This is a genomic window from Huintestinicola sp. (assembly GCF_050874005.1).
In the GTDB taxonomy this organism is placed as follows: domain Bacteria; phylum Bacillota; class Clostridia; order Oscillospirales; family Ruminococcaceae; genus Huintestinicola.
This window is the reverse complement of the sequence record NZ_JBNMJV010000018.1, coordinates 35,171-52,631: the sequence shown is the minus strand read 5'-3', so window position 1 is coordinate 52,631 and position 17,461 is coordinate 35,171. Positions and strand designations below refer to the sequence as shown.

The window sequence follows — 17,461 nt, the reverse complement described above, 5'->3', positions numbered from 1 at the left end:
ATCTTCTTCTGCGGTGCCGGGATTGATAGCGGTAACAGTAAATCCGGGCTCGGGTGCCTTTGCCGTATAGGTAAAATCAATATATTTTGTCTCTGTGCCTACAATTACGGCTACGGAATATGTGCCTGCCGATTTTGAAGGGAGATTACAAGTTATTGATGTTCCGTCTGCGCTCACAACTATATTCGATGCGCTCTTTGTGCCTATCTTGACTGATGTGCTGTCGGTAAATCCCGTACCTGTGATCGTTACTGCAGGTGTTGTTTTCTCTTCTGCGGTGCCGGGATTGATAGCGGTAACAGTAAATCCGGGCTCGGGTGCCTTTGCCGTATAGGTAAAATCAATATATCCCTTTTCTGTTCCTTCAATTACGACTACGGAATATGTGCCTGCCGATTTTGAAGGAAGATTACAAGTTATTGATGTTCCGTCTGCGCTTACAACTATATTCGATGCGCTCTTTGTACCTATCTTGACTGATGTGCTGTCGGTAAATCCCGTACCTGTGATCGTTACTGCAGGAGTAGTATCTTCTTCTGCGGTGCCGGGATTGATAGCGGTAACAGTTAGTCTGGGCTCGGGTGCCTTTACCGTATAGGTAAAATCAATATTTTTTGTCTCTGTGCCTTCAATTACGGCTACGGAATATGTGCCTGCCGATTTTGAAGGAAGATTACAAGTTATTGATGTTCCATCTGCGCTAACAACTATATTCGACGCTTTCTTTGTACCTATCTTGACCGACGTGGTGTCCTTAAATCCTGTGCCTGTTATAGTTACTGCAGGAGTGGTTTTTTCTTCCGCAGTTTCGGGCGAGATCGCCGTAACAGTCAGTCCGGGCTCGGGTGCTTTTGCTGTATAGGTAAAATCAATATATTCTGTCTCTGTTCCTTCAATTACGGCTACCTGATAAGTGCCTGCCGATTTTGAAGGAAGATTACAAGTTATTGATGTTCCGTCTGCGCTCACAACTATATTTGATGCGCTCTTTGTACCTATCTTGACTGATGTGCTTTCGGTAAATCCCGTACCTGTAATCGTTACCGCAGGAGTTGTATTTTCTTCGGCTGTTTCGGGAGAAATTGACGTAACTGTCATAGCCGGCTTTGGAGGAACTGACGTATAAGTAAAATCAATGTAGCCTTTTTCCGTTCCGTCGATTACAGCCACCTGATAAGTACCTGCCGACTTGGAAGGAAGAATACAGGTTATTGATGTTCCATCACTATTTACAACGATATTATCAGCCTGCTTTGTACCTATTTTTACAACAGCATCGGCAGTAAAGCCTGTGCCGCTTATAGTTACTGCAGGAGAAGCTCCGGCAGAAGCATTATCCGGGGTTATACCGGTAACGGAAAAAGAAATGTATTCATTCTTAATATATACAGGGGTAAAATCCAAAGTCTGGATACAACCATTATGATCTTTGTAGCTTACTGTACCTGCTCCGCATTCATATGTTCCGTTAGGTGCAGTTGATTTTATATTTATGCTGTAATGCAGAGAAGAAGTACCTGTCGTAAGCTGATCCATATTCCAGACTATTTTATCGCTGCTTACAGATGTTGGCTTTGGAATTGTATCATCGGCAGAGCCTGCCACAAGGTCAAACGCAGGATCGATTTTCTGAGTAATTACCAGATCGGTAGCATTATAGTCGCCGATCTTTTCGGAAATTGCATTATAAACCTGAGAAAGCTTGCTTGAATAGAACACAGAATAATGGTCTGACTCAGAAGTAGCCATTTTTTTCAGTCTCTCGTCAGCAGCACTGTTTGGTGCTGAAAGTGCAACGGTAAAAAAGAAATTACCGTGATTTTTGGCGGTTTCAGAATTTGGCACAGGATCTCCGGTAGTTGGCAAGCCATCAGTCATAAGGACGATTATTCCCTGTGCATCTGTGCGTTTGCCTGCAGTAAGCATATCGTCTGCTTCCTTAATAGCCTCAGCCATTGCGGTATTTCCCCTAACGCCTTCATTCTGCAGCTCGTCCAGAAAAGCTTTTAATTCCGAAGCGCTATTTGTCAAATTTTGTATTTTGCTGGTTTCCTTTGTACTATAAGCAACAATTCCGACTCTGTGATAAGTATAATCAATATTATTCACAAAGCTTCTTGCAGCTTCGATCATATTATCATAATCGTCCTCCATACTGGTAGAACGGTCGATGAGCAGTACAACATCATTAGGCTTAACAATGCTTTTGATAGGTATACCCGTTAATGCAACATTAACGTCAATAACATCCGAGGATGTTTTTATTGTATTGCTTGAAACCGAGATATTGGTTTCAACCTGTGTAATGAACGCCGATACATTTCCCCCCGGCATAACAAGCAAGGAAAGAGACATAACTGCCGCAACAAGAAAAGATACGCATTTCTTCATCTTAATTTGTAAACTCATACAAACATCTCTCTTCTACAATTGTTTTTTTAAAAAAGCGCCGCCCCTTATGGAGCGGCGCCCTCTATCGCTTACTTAATTATTCTCAAGAAACCTTAGCTAAAATTAGCCGAGGAGCTGGAGAACGCCCTGAGGCAGCTGGTTTGCCTGAGCAAGCATTGCCTGAGAAGCCTGGCTGAGGATCTGGTTCTTTGTGAAGTTGGTCATTTCCTTAGCCATATCGGTATCACGGATACGAGACTCAGCAGCTGTGAGGTTCTCGTTGTTGGTATCGAGGTTAGCGATCTTGTGCTCGAGTCTGTTCTGCATAGCACCGAAGCTTGCACGAACCATAGATACCTTGTTGATAGCGTTGTCGATCTTGTCGATAGCAGCGTTAGCGTCTTCCTGTGTAGCGAGGGAGAGCTTGTCTGTTCCAAGACCTCTTGCGGAGCAGTCAAGGTTAGCGTCGAGCTCGCCAAGACCGTTGGAGTTGTAAGCAAATGTGAAGTTTACACTGTCCTTAGTTCTTGCGCCTGCCTGAAGAGTGATGTTGTCGGTGTATGTAAGAACTGCTGTGGAAGCGTAGTTGGAGTTGGACTGGGAAACCTTAGCCTCGGGCTCGATCACCTTGATCTGAGCCTTCTGCTTAGGTGTGTAGCTTGCCTGAGATACATTGATCACAGTTTTAGCAGTACCGGCCTGTACTTTACCGCCAGCAACTTCAGCTTCAGCAAGTTCAGCGATCTTAACACCGGTAGTATCGCCAACAGCGAAGAAGTTGATATTGCCGTTCTGGTCGATCCTTACAGAACCATCTTCGGTTGTTGCGATCTCTGCCCAAGTATCAGCAGCATTGGGAATTGCAGCACCGTTGACCTTTGTTGAAACAACATCGGAACCCTTAGTAGTTGTAGTCTCAACAGTCATACCGTTAAGAGCATTAACTGCATCAGCAATAGCTTTGGATGTTACAATATCATCTTCAATTGTAAGTGCGGGTACAGCTGTGATACCGCCGTCGCCTGTTGTACCTTCATCTGTTGTAGAACCTACAACCTCAGAAGTATGAGCCTTAGCAGCAACCTCAGGCTTGAAGTTTATTGTTACAGTGTCGCCTGCAACGATCTTTGTAGAGTCGATATGAACAGTTGCACCTGCATAGGAGAAACCACCGTTATCGTCGTTCATATCAAGAGCGCCTGCAGCGGAATCGGGCTTGGTCCAAGTAACCTTGCCGTCTGCATCAACATCAGCAGTAAATGTAACTGTTTCTTCAGTAGTGCCTGTATATCCGTCAACACCGATAGCCTTTACGAAGCCGCCTGCAGTACCAACCTGCTGAGCGCTGCGCTTAGCTGTAGAATAATCGATCTTGCCGTTGCCGTCAGCTGTAACGCCGTCAGACATCTGACCGCCGTTAAGAACGATAACGCCGTTGAAGTCTGTGTCAGCGATCTGGTTGAGTTCGTCGTTGAGCTGATCAAACTCGAGCTGGATAGCCTCACGGTCAACATCGTCCTGATATGTGCCGTTAGCGGACTGAACAGCCAGTGTTCTCATTCTCTGGAGAATGGAGTCTGTTTCCTGGAGAGCGCCTTCAAAGGTCTGGATCATTGAGATACCGTCCTCAGCGTTCTTGGAAGCCTGTGTAAGACCGGAGATCTGAGCTCTCATCTTCTCGGAAACTGCGAGACCTGCAGCGTTATCGCCTGCACGGTTGATTGCGTAGCCGGAAGAAAGCTTTTCGAGAGACTTGGAAAGACCGGAGTTGTTGATACCGAAGTATCTGTTCGCATTCATAGCGGAAATGTTGTGCTGTACTACCATAATAAAATCCTCCTGATTAAATTATTGATTTTGCCTGTCTGTCGGGTTCCGTTCCTATCGCGATTCAGACCGTCCGCCGAACTTAGGCTCTGAGCGACCGTCCCGGGCATCTTGCCCTCGGGGGATTTCCTTTTCCCCTCGCTTCTGTTATATATATCGGCAGGCTTTCCAAAAACTTTAGCTTTTTTGGAAAATTTTTTTGGATTTTTTCAAAGGGCATTTTATTCAAAATTCAGCTCTATAATTGATGTATAAAATGTCATCAAAATAATCATCATAAAATCATTGACAATTCCTCATATCCGCAGTATAATAAATTATGAGGTGATGAACAATGATGAACAATACCCAGACCGCAAGATACACCGCCACCCTGCCGATCTATGCTCTTGACGAACTGAAAGCCCTTGCAAGCTCGGGACAGATACCGTCCGTAAATTTTGCAATCCGTCAGGCTGTGGACGAGTATTTAAAGCAGGCAAAAAAGAAGCAGTACGACGAACTTATGAAAGAAGCCGCAAAGGACGAAGAATTTATAAAAAGAACTATGAGCTGTGCCGATGATTTCAGCTATGCAGACAGCGAGGTGCAGGGCGAATGGTAAGCAAATGGGAAATATACTTCTGCAGTCTTGACCCAACTGAGGGAAGCGAACAGAGAGGCACCCGTCCTGTGCTTGTTGTCTCTACCGACAGCGTAAATCATAATCTGACCGTCTCCACAGTTCTGCCGCTTTCAAGCGTAAAAGAAGGGAGCAAAATATACCCCACAGAGGTGATATTGACCCCCGAGGTAAGCGGACTTCCTAAATTGTCCGTTGCTATGGTTCAGCAGATACGGACTGTTTCGCACAGCAGATTAAAAAATAAAGTCAGCACTTTGAACGATGAGAAGGCAAGAGAAAAAATATCAGAAGCCTGCAGAAATTATTTTGATTTGTAAAAATTAGAGGAGAAGCACCCACTTCTCCTCTTTTCATTTTCTGTTACTCAAATCTGAACGCCTTAGCCCCGTGAGCCGGCAGATCTATCTCCGCCGCCCCGTCCAACTCAGACCTCTCCCCGCTCCAAAGCTCGGTGCAGGAAAGCCGCTCCCCCGCTTCAAGATCGGCAAGGTCGATCTTCACGCAGCCGTCATTCTCACCCGCATTGAACACAGCAAAATAACCGCCGCCCTCGCTGTCGGCCGCCGCCCACAGAATAAACTCGCTGCCGCCTATCACCCGTCTCCATACCTGATGTGAGTGACGGGCATTTTTGTGCATTTTAAGAATGCCCTCATTTGTCAGCAGGCTCATAGTAAACTCGTCAAAGCTCGTCATTTCTCCGCCTATCATAAGAGGAGAACGGAAAATACTCCATAAGGTAAGCATAGTTATCTGCTCGTCCTCGGTGAACTTTGTGCGGTTTGCCTTGTCATAATCCTGCAAAATCGCACCTATTGGCAGCATATCCGCATCGGGCCAATGTCCCCCGCCCGAATGTGTGCACCACTTTTCCGCACGCTCAAACATTGCATATAAAAGCTCCCACTTATCCCAGAAATCGTCGGTAATTCGCCACATATTGGAGACCTGCTTGTAAAGCTCCGCCTTCTCAAGCAGGGCAGGACCCGGAGAAAGACTGAGTATCATCTCCCGTCCGCAGCCCCTGAGTGCTTCGCTCAGCATAATAAGCTCCCCCTCCTCGTGAGGAAGCTCCCTGGCAATATCGTCGCACTTGATAAAATCCACGCCCCAGCTTGCATACAGCTCGAAAATACTGTCATAGTAAGCCCTTGCACCGTCTTTTTCGGGGTCAACGCCGTACATATCCGTGTTCCATGCGCATATGCTTGCAGTCTTGGCAATTTCACGGGCAGTCTTGTCCGTACCCTTTATCTTGGTGTTCCTGTGAACAGCCTGACGGGGAATACCTCTCATTATATGTATGCCGAATTTCAGCCCCAGAGAGTGAACATATTCTGCCAGAGGAGCAAAGCCCTTTCCCCCTGCCGCCGAGGGAAAGCGGTTCTCCGCAGGTATAAGACGGGAATACTCGTCCATACAAAGCTCCGTAAATGGGTCATACTCGTGATTTTTAGCATTGGGCGCACTCCACTGAATGTCAACGACTATGTATTCCCAGCCGTACTGCTTGAGATACTTTGCCATAAAATCGGCGTTCTGCCTTACAATATCCTCGGTAACAGCCGCACCGTAGCAGTCCCAGCTGTTCCAGCCCATAGGTGATGTATTGTTCATATTGATTTTCCTTTCGGTGTGATTTTATTTTATTATACATAAAGCTGCACATTATGTCAATGTAAAATACCGATATCAGTCCTCATACTTAATATCAAAGTCCGAAAATTCCGCCTGTCCCCCCACAGCATACAGCCCGAGAACAACTCCCGTAAAGCCTCCCGATACCTCGCTTGAGAGATATTTTGATTGTCCGCAGCCGAGATGGATTTCATCGCCATTTCCCGAAACATAGAAATTATAAAACATACTGTCCGAGCGGATAATAAGCCTTGCCTTTCCCGAATTAAGAGGAACGGTATTCTGAATATGCTTTATGCCGCCGATGTTAAGCCTCAGCACCGCCTCAAAACCACCGTCCGACTTTCTCACAGCGATATCGTAATGCTCGTTCTCGCAGGAATAAACGGTCACGCCGCCCTCGCCCGCCGAAACGCAGATATCCGCAGTAAGCTCCATATCAAAATCACGCTGACGGATACCCACAAAAGTGGGCGAATCCACATCATCAAGGGTGATGTCCGTACCGTGCAGAACAATTCCGTCCCCCGAAAAATCGTAATCCGACCTATGAGGGTGACGAAGGAAACAGCGGTAAACGCCCTTCATATCCGAAATATCGTAATGCTTCTGCTCGCATTGCTCAAAGTCACCCGATATCTCGTACTCAGCATCACAGGTGCCGTCATTTCCCGCAGTAAACCAGCCCTCGTCATCAAACCTTGCAGGAATAAGGAAAACCTCCCTGCCCAGATGATGATAAGGCATCCACATATGTATCTGCCTGAACCCGAGACAAAGAATGTGCCACTCCCCGTTTTTATCCCGAATAAGGTCGCCGTGACCGATACCCTGAATGATAAAGGGAGCCTTGTTTCGGTTTGTGAGAACGGGATTGTGAGGGTAATTCTCAAACTCTCCCCAGGGCGAATTTCCTCTTGCGTAGGTTATCATATGACCGTACTCTGTGCCGCCCTCTGCCGCCATGAGATAGTATTCCCCGTTTATTTTGTACATATGGGGGCTTTCAAGGTATCTTCCACCGGAGCCCTGCCATATGCATTTTGTCGGGGTGAGCTTTTCACCCGTTTCAATGTTTATCTCACACTCACAAACTCCGCTCCTGCCGTATTCGTCCGTGCCGTTGCTGATAAAATAGACCTTACCGTCATCGTCAAAAAGCAAAGACGGGTCAATGCCACCCTGATCGACAGTCACAGGCTCCGACCATTCTCCGTAAATATCATCTGTATACACATAGAAATTCTCGTGAGTGGTGTCATTGGTGGTTACCATATAAAATCTGCCGTTATTGCATCGTATGGTGGGAGCAAACACTCAACCCGAGCTGTTTATCTTCTCAAGCATAACCTGTGACCTGCGGGTAAGCACGTGTCCTATCTGCTCCCAGTTCACAAGGTCATCGCTCTCAAAAAGGGGCACTCCCGGGAAATACTGAAAGGAGCTGCACACCATATAATATTTACCCTTGTACTCGCATACCGAGGGGTCGGGGTAAAAGCCTTTTACTACGGGATTTGTATATTTCATATCCATTCTCCTAAAATTTTAGTTCTGACCGTAATATGCGTTTGCACCGTGCTTACGAAGGTAATGCCTGTCAAGAAGCTCCTGCTGCATACGCTCTGCGTCCGGATTTATTGACATAGCGTGATAATTCATAAAGGCAATTTCCTCAAGCACAACAGCATTATGCACCGCCTCCATAGCATCTGCTCCCCAGGTAAAAGGGCCGTGACTTTTTACGAGGACTGCGGGAATTGTTACGGGGTCAATGCCTTCAAAGGCTTCGATAATGACCTTTCCCGTCTCCTTTTCATATTCTCCGCCTATCTCCTCGGGGGTCATTGCCCTTGTGCAGGGGATCTCGCCGTAAAAATAATCCCCCTGAGTGGTGCCCATAGGAATGATGCCCCTGCCTGCCTGTGCAAAAGAGGTCGCCCAGCGGCTGTGGGTGTGAACAATGCCGCCAATGCCCTCAAAGGCTCTGTACAGTTCAAGATGTGTGGGAGTGTCGCTAGAAGGCTTGTACTGCCCCTCAGCTACCTTTCCCGTCTCAAGGTCAACTACCGTCATATCCTCCGGCTTCATACCCTTGTAGGAAACTCCCGACGGCTTTATCACCACAAGTCCCCGTTCCCTGTCAACAGCGGAAACATTCCCCCAGGTAAATGTAACAAGCCCATATTCGGGAAGAAGAAGATTTGCCTCGCAGACCTCACGTTTAAGCTCTTCAAGCATTTTATAAACCTGCCTTTCATCATTCTGCACAAGCGGCTCTCTCGGCGGAAAGGCCGCTTACATAACGTTTCATAAATTCATTAAATCCCTCTCTGCCCTTTTCATCGGGATAAAGGGTCGTCTTTTCGACAGAGGCGAAAACCCCGCTGTCAAGCCATTCGGGAAGGGATTTTCCCTTTCCGAGAACCATATACGCCGCAAGAAGCGCCATTCCCCAGGCGCCGCCCTCTCCTGCGGTAGTCATTACCGAAACGGGAACATTCAAAGCATCCGAAAGTATCTGCTGAGCCGCACCCTTCACCTTGAAAAGTCCCCCGTGACCCGTAAAGCCATCTGCCAAAACGTTTTCCTTTTCAAAAAGTATATCCATTCCAATTTTAAGAGAAGCTATGGACGAATAAAGCTCTGCACGAAAAAAATTACCAAGGCTCGGCGTACTGTCCGGGGTGCGTAAGTACATAGGTCTGCCCGTTTCCACACCCACAGCAGGCTCTCCCGAAAGGAAATTATAGGCTGTAATGCCGCCGCAGGCGGGGTCTGCCTTCATTGCATTAGTATAAAGAAGCTCATACAGCTCTGACGTGTCAACAGCATTTCCCGAAAGCGACCCGAACTCCCCGAACATCTTGACCCAGAAATCAAGCTCGGAGCAGCAGTTGTTGCAGTGCACCATAGCCACAGGCGCACCGTCGGGCGTGGTGACCATATCTATCTCGGGATAACAGCCTTCAAGAGGCTTGTCCATTACCAGCATTGAAAAAACAGAAGTGCCTGCGGAGATATTTCCCGTTCTGGGACGAACGGAATTTGTGGCAGTCATACCCGTACCTGCGTCTCCCTCGGGAGGGCAGAGAGGAACGCCGCTCTGAAGCATTCCCGTCGGGTCAAGAAATGCTGCTCCCTCGTCCGTCAGCACCGCTCCCCTTTCTCCTGCGTTCATTACAGAGGGCAGGATATCCTCCATTTTAAGGGAAACGCCCTTCTTTTCAAGAAGACCGTTCATTTTGTCGAGCATTTCCTTATCATATCCGCCGCCGCTTACGGGGAACATTCCCGAAGCCTCGCCGATTCCCACCGCCTTTACCCCTGTGAGACGGTAATGGATATAGCCTGCAAGTGTGGTTATGTAAGAAGTCTCGGGAATAAAACTCTCACCGTTAAGTACCGCCTGATAAAAATGTGCCGCACTCCAACGCTGGGGGATATTAAAATCAAAAAGCGCTGTAAGCTCCTCTGCAGCCTGTGCGGTGCAGGTATTTCTCCAGGTGCGAAAGGGAACCAGCAGCTTATCGCACTTGTCAAACGCCATAAGCCCGTGCATCATAGCCGAAACGCCCATTGCACCGAATTTGCGTGGCAAAACTCCGTACCTTTCCTTAATTTCGGCGCAGAGAGATCTGTAGCAGCTTTGTATGCCGCTGTGGATATCATCAAGAGAATATGTCCATATACCGTTTTCAAAGCGGTTTTCCCAGGTGTGGCTCCCCGAGGCTATGGGTGAAAGGGAGCCGTCAATAAGCACCGCCTTGATACGTGTGGAGCCAAGCTCAATGCCGAGATAGGTCTGTCCCGCTTCAATTTTTTCCGCAATAGTCAAAATGCTCATTCCTTTCCGTTATTATTTTTTAAGCCTTGCCTTAATTTCAAGAAGCTCAAGCTGCTGCTCGAAGGAATTAAGATCGGTCTTGTCGTTGATAATCACAAGCTCCGTATCGGTCATTTTTGCAAAGAGCCTTATATCCTCAGCATCCAGAGCGGTGGAAACAACAGCGTGATGGGCACCGCCCGCATATATCCACGCCGCCGCACATGTGGCAAAATCGGGCTTCAGCGTCCACATAAGCCTTGCAACCGGGAGCTTCGGCATAGGCTCGGGCTGCTTGATAAGGGTGATATCCGCACAAACAAGACGGAAGCGGTCGCCCATATCGATCATAGAAACGGCAATGCCCTCTCCCTCGATTCCGTCAAACACCAGACGGGCAGGGTCAGCCTTTCCGCCTATTCCCAAAGGGTGGACTTGTATCTCTGGCTTATTTGCAGCAAATACGGGAGACACCTCCAGCATATGAGCGGCAAGCTCCTTCTCCTCCCCCGCAGCAAGGTCATAGGTGTAATCCTCCATAAAGCCCGTTGCGCCCTGCCTGCCCTGCGCCATACGGCAAAGCACCGCACAGAGAGCGGCAGTCTTGTAGTCACCCTCGGGGCCGAAACCCGTACCCTTAGCCATAATATTCTGGACCGCAAGTCCGGGAAGCTGCTTCAAGCCGTGAAGATCCTGAAACGTATCGGTAAATGCGGAGATATTTTCTTTATCAAGAAAGCGTTCGAGAGCAATTTCATACTTTGCCTGCTCTCTTACAGCAGCAAGGTCATCGGTGCCCATATCGTACTTCTCGGAATACTCTGCCATCTTTCCGTCAATATCAGTCTCGCTCACCCCGTCTGCAATGTCACAGAGGTCACCAATTCCGTAGTAATTCACGTTCCAGCCGTACTTTATCTCGCTTTCGACTCTGTCACCGTCGGTAACGGCAACATCTCTCATATTATTGCCAAACATTGCAACTCTCATAGTCCTGCCGAAGCTCACTCCCTCTGCAGCATATGCGAACCTGCGAAGCTTTTCGATAAGGTCAGGATTTTTGTAATATCCTGCAGCCACCTCACGCTTAATGCCCAGCCTTGTGCAGATGAAGCCGAATTCCCTGTCGCCGTGAGCGGACTGATTGAGATTCATAAAATCCATATCAATGCTGTCATAGGGCAACCTTTCGTTATACTGAGTGTGAAGATGGAGCATAGGCTTTGAGAGAGCCTGCAGCGCCCTTATCCACATCTTTGCGGGGGAAAAGGTGTGCATCCACATAATAACGCCTATGCATTCCTTGTCTGCGCTTGCCCTGATGCAGATATCCTCAGCCTCTGCGGCAGTTTTTACGACAGGCATTGCCTCCACAGCGGCGATATCACCCAGCTCACCGCAAAGATACTCCGCCATCTCCCTGCCGTCCTTTTCAGCCTGAATAAGTGTCTCCGCTCCGTAAAGGTCCTGACTGCCGATAATAAAATAAAGCTTTTTCATTTTAAAATTCCTCCCGAATAATGATACCGAACTTACTTACAATAAATTATATTTGATAAAGAGAAAAAAATCAAGCATTTTGTTAAGCTATACTGGACATTTGTTATCCTTTATGGTATAATTTCTACAAACAGTAAGGGGAGGATAAAAAATGATAGCCAATTTTGAAAGCAGAGCATTTACGGGAGCGGCAAGGGTCTCGGTGCATAAATACAGAGGACTAAAAAATCTCCCCCACTGGCATATGGAGCACGAGCTGATATTTGCCTCAAAGGGCTGTGCGGAGGTAATGTCGGAAAGGACGCTCTACAGCCTTAATGAAGGTTCATTTGTATTTGTCCGAAGCGAGGAGATACACTACATAAGCTCCCCGCCCCACAGCGAAATATGGATAATGAAAGCCGACCCCCTTTTCACCGAGCAGATAAACGGACGAAGGAAGCTTTGCTGTCCCTGTTCCGAAGGCGCCCCTCTTCTGAAAGACAGACTGGACAGGATATGGCGTGAGCTTCGGGGAAGGGAATATGGACATCTGATAGCCGACAGCCTTGCGCTCATAATTATAGCCGAGCTTTACCGCTCCTGTGACACCGAGCCTGTCACCGAGGAACGTTCGGGTGACAAGTACAAGGCTCTGATAAAGGATATCGCCGCAAATTACAGAGATTACAGCTTTGACAGAGCTGCGGGATTTATGTGTCTGAGCCGCCCATATTTTTCCAAATATTTTCACAGAATGTCGGGAATGACCTTTACGGAATATCTGAACATTGTTCGTGTCTCGGCGGCGGCGGAAATGATATCCCAAGGCGGTATGACTATGACCGAGATAGCAGACCGCTGCGGCTTCGGCACCATACGAAGCTTTAATCGTGTGTTCAGAGAGCTTACGGGACACAGCCCCAAGGCAATGCCCCGTGACAGCATTTTTCTGCGCCCCGTAAGCGGCGAGGAAGGCTTTGACCCCACCCTCGGCTGCACAACTGTTATCTCCTGTGAGTAAATAAACTCAGACTGCATATACTAACCCCAAATAAAACCGAAAGGAATGGGTATAGATATGTATTCATCAAGACTAATTGCGGATATCAGAGGCAGGGAGATACTTGACTCCCGTGGAAATCCCACCGTTGAAGCGGAGGTCATTCTCTGCGACGGCTCTGTAGGCTTCGGAAGAGCACCCAGCGGAGCCAGCACAGGACAGTTCGAGGCGCTTGAGCTTCGTGACGGCGGCTCCCGTTATATGGGAAAAGGCGTTCTGAAAGCAGTCCAGAGCGTGAACACAATTATCAGGGAAGGTATCTCTGGGCTTGACGCCGCAGATACAAGGCACATCGACCGCAGGCTCATCGAGCTGGACGGAACAAAGGAAAAGTCAAATTTAGGCGCAAATGCCATTCTTGCCGCCAGCCTTGCCTGCGCCGACGCAGCGGCAAAAAGCTATGATATGCCCCTGTTCAGATTTCTTGGCGGAGCAAATGCCGCAAAGCTCCCCGTACCGATGATGAACATCTTAAACGGCGGCGCTCACGCAGGAAATAACCTTGATATCCAGGAATTTATGATATTCCCCAAAGGCGCCTGCTGCTTTGCTGAGGGACTCAGAATGTGCTCCGAAGTATTTCATCACTTAGCACAGCTGCTCAAGGAAAAAGGGCTTAACACCGCTGTAGGCGACGAGGGCGGCTTTGCTCCCGAGCTTGAGTCCGAGGGACAGGCGCTTGAACTTATCCTTGAAGCGGTGGAAAGAGCGGGATATAAGCCCGGCAAAGACTTTCTTATCTCCCTTGACGCCGCCGCCAGCGAATGGAAGGGAGATAACGGCGGATATTATATGCCCAAAAAGAAGCTGCCCCGAACCACCGACCAGCTTATTTCCGAGTGGGAGGACATCTGCTCCAAATACCCCATTCTCTCCATCGAAGACCCCCTTGACGAGGAGGACTGGAGCGGCTGGGAACGGCTTACCCAAAAGCTGGGAAATAAAGTAAAGCTTGTGGGGGACGACCTATTTGTAACAAACACCGAGCGCCTTGCAAAGGGAATTGAGCAAAGCTGCGGCAATGCCATACTCATAAAGCTCAATCAGATAGGCACACTTTCCGAGACCCTTGCGGCTGTGAGAATGGCAAGGGAAAACGGCTTTGACTCAATCATCTCCCACCGCAGCGGTGAAACGGAGGACGCATTTATCGCTGACCTGTCTGTGGCTCTGAACACGGGTCTTATAAAAACGGGCGCACCCTCACGAGGTGAACGCACCGCCAAATACAACAGGCTTCTGCGTATCGAAGAAATTATCGGAAGATAATGCTGTGCCGCAGGGAACGAAAAAATGATTCGTTCCCTGCGGCAATTATGTTTATAATTTATTCTTTATTATTTATTCTTTATTCTTTAAAAATACGGCTTACGCAATTTTTTTGAACTATAGTTTTAATGGATATTCACCCATACTCTCATCTGATTTTCTCCACGATTTCCCCACAGGCTGTAGGGCACGGCGTAAAGGGTGACGGGAGTTTTTTTCGGAGTTTCCGAGGAGTAAAGCTCCTTCTGCGGCTCACGCTTGAAGCCTTTTACGGCTAACATTTCCGTGCCGCCCAGCAGTCCCTCATCAAAGCCCATAGGACATATCTCCCCCGTTGTATCTGCCGACAGAGAAAGCACGTCTCCCCCATTATCCGCTCCCTCGAAGCAGTAAACGAGAGGTCCTCTGCAGAGTGCTGCCTTGCCCGAAAGAGCAGGCACCTTTTCCGAGGCATATACAAAGCGTGGAGCACCGTCAAGAGAAATATTTATCCTGTCCCCGTCCGAAACATTTATATATACATAGCCCTTTACACATTCACAAGCGGTTTCCGAACCGTTTATGCTTACCGAATATTTTTTGCTCCAACGGGGTATTCTGACAGCAAGCCTGCCCTTTCCCGAAACGGTGTAGGATATTTCAAAGCCGTAGGGATAATCTGTCTCGCAGGAAAGCTTTATGCCATTTGCGAATGTGACATCTCCCGGGGCGAACATATGACAATATACCATATCGTCCTTTTCGCCGTAAGCATACTGCCCCACCGAGGAAATGAGCCTTGCCGCATTTGGGGGACAGCAGGCGCAGGCATACCATTTCGGACGGGTAATGAGCACGTGTCTCTGAGTCTGCACCACACCCGAAATACCGGGAACAGCTTCCAGGGGATTAACATAGAAAAACCTCTTGCCGTAAAGCTGAATGCCTGCAAGAACGGTGTTGTAAAAAGCTCTCTCCATAATATCCCCGTATTCCCCGTCAACATCGTTTTCAAGCATACGGGAAGCAAAGAACATAAGACCTATAGCGGCGCAGGTCTCGGAATATGCGGTGTCGGAGGGAAGGTCATAATCGGCGGAAAAAGCCTCTCCCTGAACGGTGGAGCCAATTCCTCCCGTAACATACATACGCCTGTTCACAATGCTCTCCCATAAACGGCGGCAGGCGGCAAAAAGCTCTTTGTCCTCCGTTTCCGAGGCAAGGTCTGCCATTCCCGTGTAAAGATATACCGCTCTTACGGCGTGTCCCGTGGCGTCCGACTGCTCTCTCACAGGCTTTCCGTTTTGCTGATAATCGTGGTCGCAGGGGTTGTTGCCCCAGACGGTCCAGTCTCTTGCCGCCTTTTCTTTTTCGTAGTATTCGGGGTCAGCGCCACGGCAGTTTATAAAATGTTCCGCCAGCTCAAGGCAATGGGCATTGCCTGTAGTGCGGTACATTTTCATAAGGGCAAGCTCAACTTCGGGGTGTCCCGGATAGCCCGGAGTTTTTTCGGTAATAAAACGGTGGTAGATATGCTCCGCATTTTTTTCCATAACATCAAGAAGCTTTCTCTTTCCCGTTGCTTCAAAATAGGCGCAGGCAGCCTCCATCATATGACCCGAGCAGTAAAGTTCGTGTCCCTCAAGAAGGTTTGTCCACCGCTTTTCCTTGTCGGTAACGGTAAAGCGTGTGTTAAGATAGCCGTCCTCGTCCTGGGCTGCGGCTATAAGTTCGATAAGCCCGTCAGCCTTGCTTTCAAGTTCCTTGTCGGGGTGCAGGGCAAGGGAATATGCCGCCGCTTCTATCCATTTTGCGGCGTCGCTGTCCTGAAAGACCATACCGTAAAAGCCGTCTCCCGTGTCCTCTCCCCGAAGTGCCTTTCCTGCGTTTACGAAATTTGCGACAACGTGGCTTTTCTCGGCGTCCTCAGCCTCGTCACACAGCACCTTGTACTGATAGGGTATCATCTCTTTGCGGACAAGCTCGCAGTACCTGCCCATAAACCCCGAAGGGCGGTATGCATTAACGGGTATCCTGTTCTGAGTTTTCATTTGTTTTCCCTCCATATAGAAAATTTGTTTTCCCTCCATATAGAAATATCCTTGACATATGCTTTTATATGCATTATAATCTTATCATAAGCTTATTTAAATAGAATATATTCCCGATTTTATGGAGGATAATCTTGAACGAGATAATTTACAACAACACATCAATGCCCGTTGTCAGCGGCTTCGGTCTGCTGGCGGCTTCCGAGCCTTTTTATCATATTGACAGAACGGCAGATTTCAACGTGATGATATACGTCCTTGAGGGGGCGATATACGTGACCGAGGGAACAGAGGACTATGAAACAGAGCCCGGCGGACTTATTTTTCTCAAAAACGGCGTACACCATTTCGGCAAAAGGGAGATACCAAGAGGAACAAGGTGGTTTTACGCCCATTTTTATTTTGACGAAAAGCCTGCTTACGAAAGCGTTTTTGCACCGCTGCCCAAAAGCCTTGAGGGTCTCTCGGGCAGCGGCACCGAAGAAAGAATAATGGATCTCAGCGATTTCTGCTGTTCCGAAAGCAGCAATAGGGACAGGTACATAAACCTGAGATTTGCGGAGCTTCTGAGCTTTTTAGCCTTTGACCAAAGCGAAAGCGCACCGCCCCCAAAGCTCTCGGACAGAATTTGCAGGTATCTTTCCGAAAACATCGCCGCTCCCTTTTCCGCAAAGGCTATTGAGGGTGAATTTTTTCTCAGCTACAAGCGGCTTGCGGCGGTGTTCAAGGCAGAAAAGGGAATGTCTATGCAGCAGTACCACGACAGGCTGAAAATGACGGAAGCACGCCGCCTGCTAAGCTCCACCCTGATGACGGTGGGAGAGGCGGCAATGGCAGTCGGGTACTCCGATCCCCTTTATTTCAGCAGGCGTTTCCGTGATCTGACAGGCTCAAGTCCCACCGAGTACCGCAGAGCGGCGGCTATGAAAATGTAAAAAGGGCTTTCGGAAAAAGTCCCGAAAACCCTTTCGAATATATATCACTTTTCCGCAATGACTGCGCCGCTTATACCGATATGTCCGCTCTCGCTCTCCATATCTATCCGCCTGTTTCTGAAATAAACTCCCAGGTTTACCAGCACAATGGCAAGATTTAAAAAGTAAGCGGCAAGCACATAGTTTATCTGATGAGACATAAGCTTTGCGGTTATGCCTGCGATATATCCCGTAATGATGAGCATTATAAAGGGCAGGCTCATATTTTTTGCAGAACGTGCCTTTATTGCCTTTATGACATTCAAAGGCCAGGAAAATCCGAAGCAGACAAGCATTATTGTTTCTAAAATTGAACTCATTATCAACGCCCTCCCAAGC

The 17,461-nt window shown here is 48.2% G+C and carries 14 protein-coding genes and 1 pseudogene; 5 read left to right on the top strand and 10 right to left on the bottom strand.

Features of this window, described 5'->3' with window-relative positions; genetic code table 11:
* Together ACR0QN_RS07855 and ACR0QN_RS07850 are read right to left on the bottom strand one after the other, a co-directional pair.
* A partial coding sequence (locus ACR0QN_RS07855) for an IPT/TIG domain-containing protein (RefSeq protein ID WP_432650649.1) occupies positions 1-2,409 on the bottom strand: 2,409 nt, incomplete at its 3' end.
* 105 nt (positions 2,410-2,514) lie between these two features.
* Positions 2,515-4,218 (bottom strand): flagellin, encoded by a 1,704-nt coding sequence (locus ACR0QN_RS07850; protein ID WP_432650648.1) that lies wholly within the window; start codon positions 4,216-4,218, stop codon positions 2,515-2,517.
* Between the two features lie 334 nt (positions 4,219-4,552).
* Between ACR0QN_RS07850 and ACR0QN_RS07845 the strand changes: the two genes are divergently transcribed.
* The gene (locus ACR0QN_RS07845; RefSeq protein ID WP_432650647.1) at positions 4,553-4,822 is read left to right on the top strand and encodes a hypothetical protein; all 270 of its coding nucleotides are present in this window, start codon (positions 4,553-4,555) and stop codon (positions 4,820-4,822) included.
* On the top strand, positions 4,816-5,160 hold the full coding sequence (locus tag ACR0QN_RS07840) for a type II toxin-antitoxin system PemK/MazF family toxin (RefSeq protein ID WP_432650646.1): 345 nt from the start codon (positions 4,816-4,818) through the stop codon (positions 5,158-5,160). Before ACR0QN_RS07845 ends, ACR0QN_RS07840 begins: the two co-directional genes overlap by 7 nt.
* Before the next feature lie 43 nt (positions 5,161-5,203).
* On the opposite strand, the gene ACR0QN_RS07835 is transcribed toward ACR0QN_RS07840, so the two are convergent.
* From ACR0QN_RS07835 to araA, 6 genes and pseudogenes are all read right to left on the bottom strand, one after another.
* Complete coding sequence (locus ACR0QN_RS07835; protein ID WP_432650645.1) at positions 5,204-6,460, bottom strand: glycoside hydrolase family 27 protein; 1,257 nt, start codon at positions 6,458-6,460, stop codon at positions 5,204-5,206.
* A 75-nt stretch (positions 6,461-6,535) separates the two neighbouring features.
* A complete protein-coding gene (locus ACR0QN_RS07830) occupies positions 6,536-7,069 on the bottom strand; it encodes a hypothetical protein (protein ID WP_432650651.1) in 534 nt (177 codons plus the stop codon).
* A gap of 102 nt (positions 7,070-7,171) precedes the next feature.
* Positions 7,172-8,011 (bottom strand): annotated as a pseudogene (locus ACR0QN_RS07825) (glycoside hydrolase family 43 protein); the annotation flags it as partial.
* Between the two features lie 18 nt (positions 8,012-8,029).
* Entirely contained in the window at positions 8,030-8,722 is a 693-nt protein-coding gene (gene araD / locus ACR0QN_RS07820; RefSeq protein ID WP_432650650.1) for an L-ribulose-5-phosphate 4-epimerase, read from the bottom strand.
* 19 nt (positions 8,723-8,741) lie between these two features.
* A complete protein-coding gene (locus ACR0QN_RS07815; RefSeq protein WP_432650644.1) occupies positions 8,742-10,328 on the bottom strand; it encodes a xylulokinase in 1,587 nt (528 codons plus the stop codon).
* Positions 10,329-10,340: 12 nt separating this feature from the next.
* Entirely contained in the window at positions 10,341-11,807 is a 1,467-nt protein-coding gene (araA, locus tag ACR0QN_RS07810) for an L-arabinose isomerase (protein ID WP_432650643.1), read from the bottom strand.
* A 151-nt stretch (positions 11,808-11,958) separates the two neighbouring features.
* Between araA and ACR0QN_RS07805 the strand changes: the two genes are divergently transcribed.
* A complete protein-coding gene (locus ACR0QN_RS07805) occupies positions 11,959-12,810 on the top strand; it encodes a helix-turn-helix domain-containing protein (RefSeq protein WP_432650642.1) in 852 nt (283 codons plus the stop codon).
* A gap of 57 nt (positions 12,811-12,867) precedes the next feature.
* The gene (gene eno / locus ACR0QN_RS07800; RefSeq protein ID WP_432650641.1) at positions 12,868-14,118 is read left to right on the top strand and encodes a phosphopyruvate hydratase; all 1,251 of its coding nucleotides are present in this window, start codon (positions 12,868-12,870) and stop codon (positions 14,116-14,118) included.
* A gap of 125 nt (positions 14,119-14,243) precedes the next feature.
* On the opposite strand, the gene ACR0QN_RS07795 is transcribed toward eno, so the two are convergent.
* Positions 14,244-16,148 (bottom strand): glycoside hydrolase family 127 protein, encoded by a 1,905-nt coding sequence (locus ACR0QN_RS07795; RefSeq protein ID WP_432650640.1) that lies wholly within the window; start codon positions 16,146-16,148, stop codon positions 14,244-14,246.
* Positions 16,149-16,282: 134 nt separating this feature from the next.
* On the opposite strand from ACR0QN_RS07795, the gene ACR0QN_RS07790 reads away from it, so the two are divergent.
* Positions 16,283-17,083, top strand: a complete 801-nt coding sequence (locus ACR0QN_RS07790; RefSeq protein ID WP_432650639.1) for a helix-turn-helix domain-containing protein — start codon at positions 16,283-16,285, stop codon at positions 17,081-17,083.
* Between the two features lie 44 nt (positions 17,084-17,127).
* On the opposite strand, the gene ACR0QN_RS07785 is transcribed toward ACR0QN_RS07790, so the two are convergent.
* Positions 17,128-17,442, bottom strand: coding sequence for a hypothetical protein (locus tag ACR0QN_RS07785; protein WP_432650638.1), 315 nt, complete (start codon positions 17,440-17,442; stop codon positions 17,128-17,130).
* Positions 17,443-17,461: the final 19 nt, after the last annotated feature.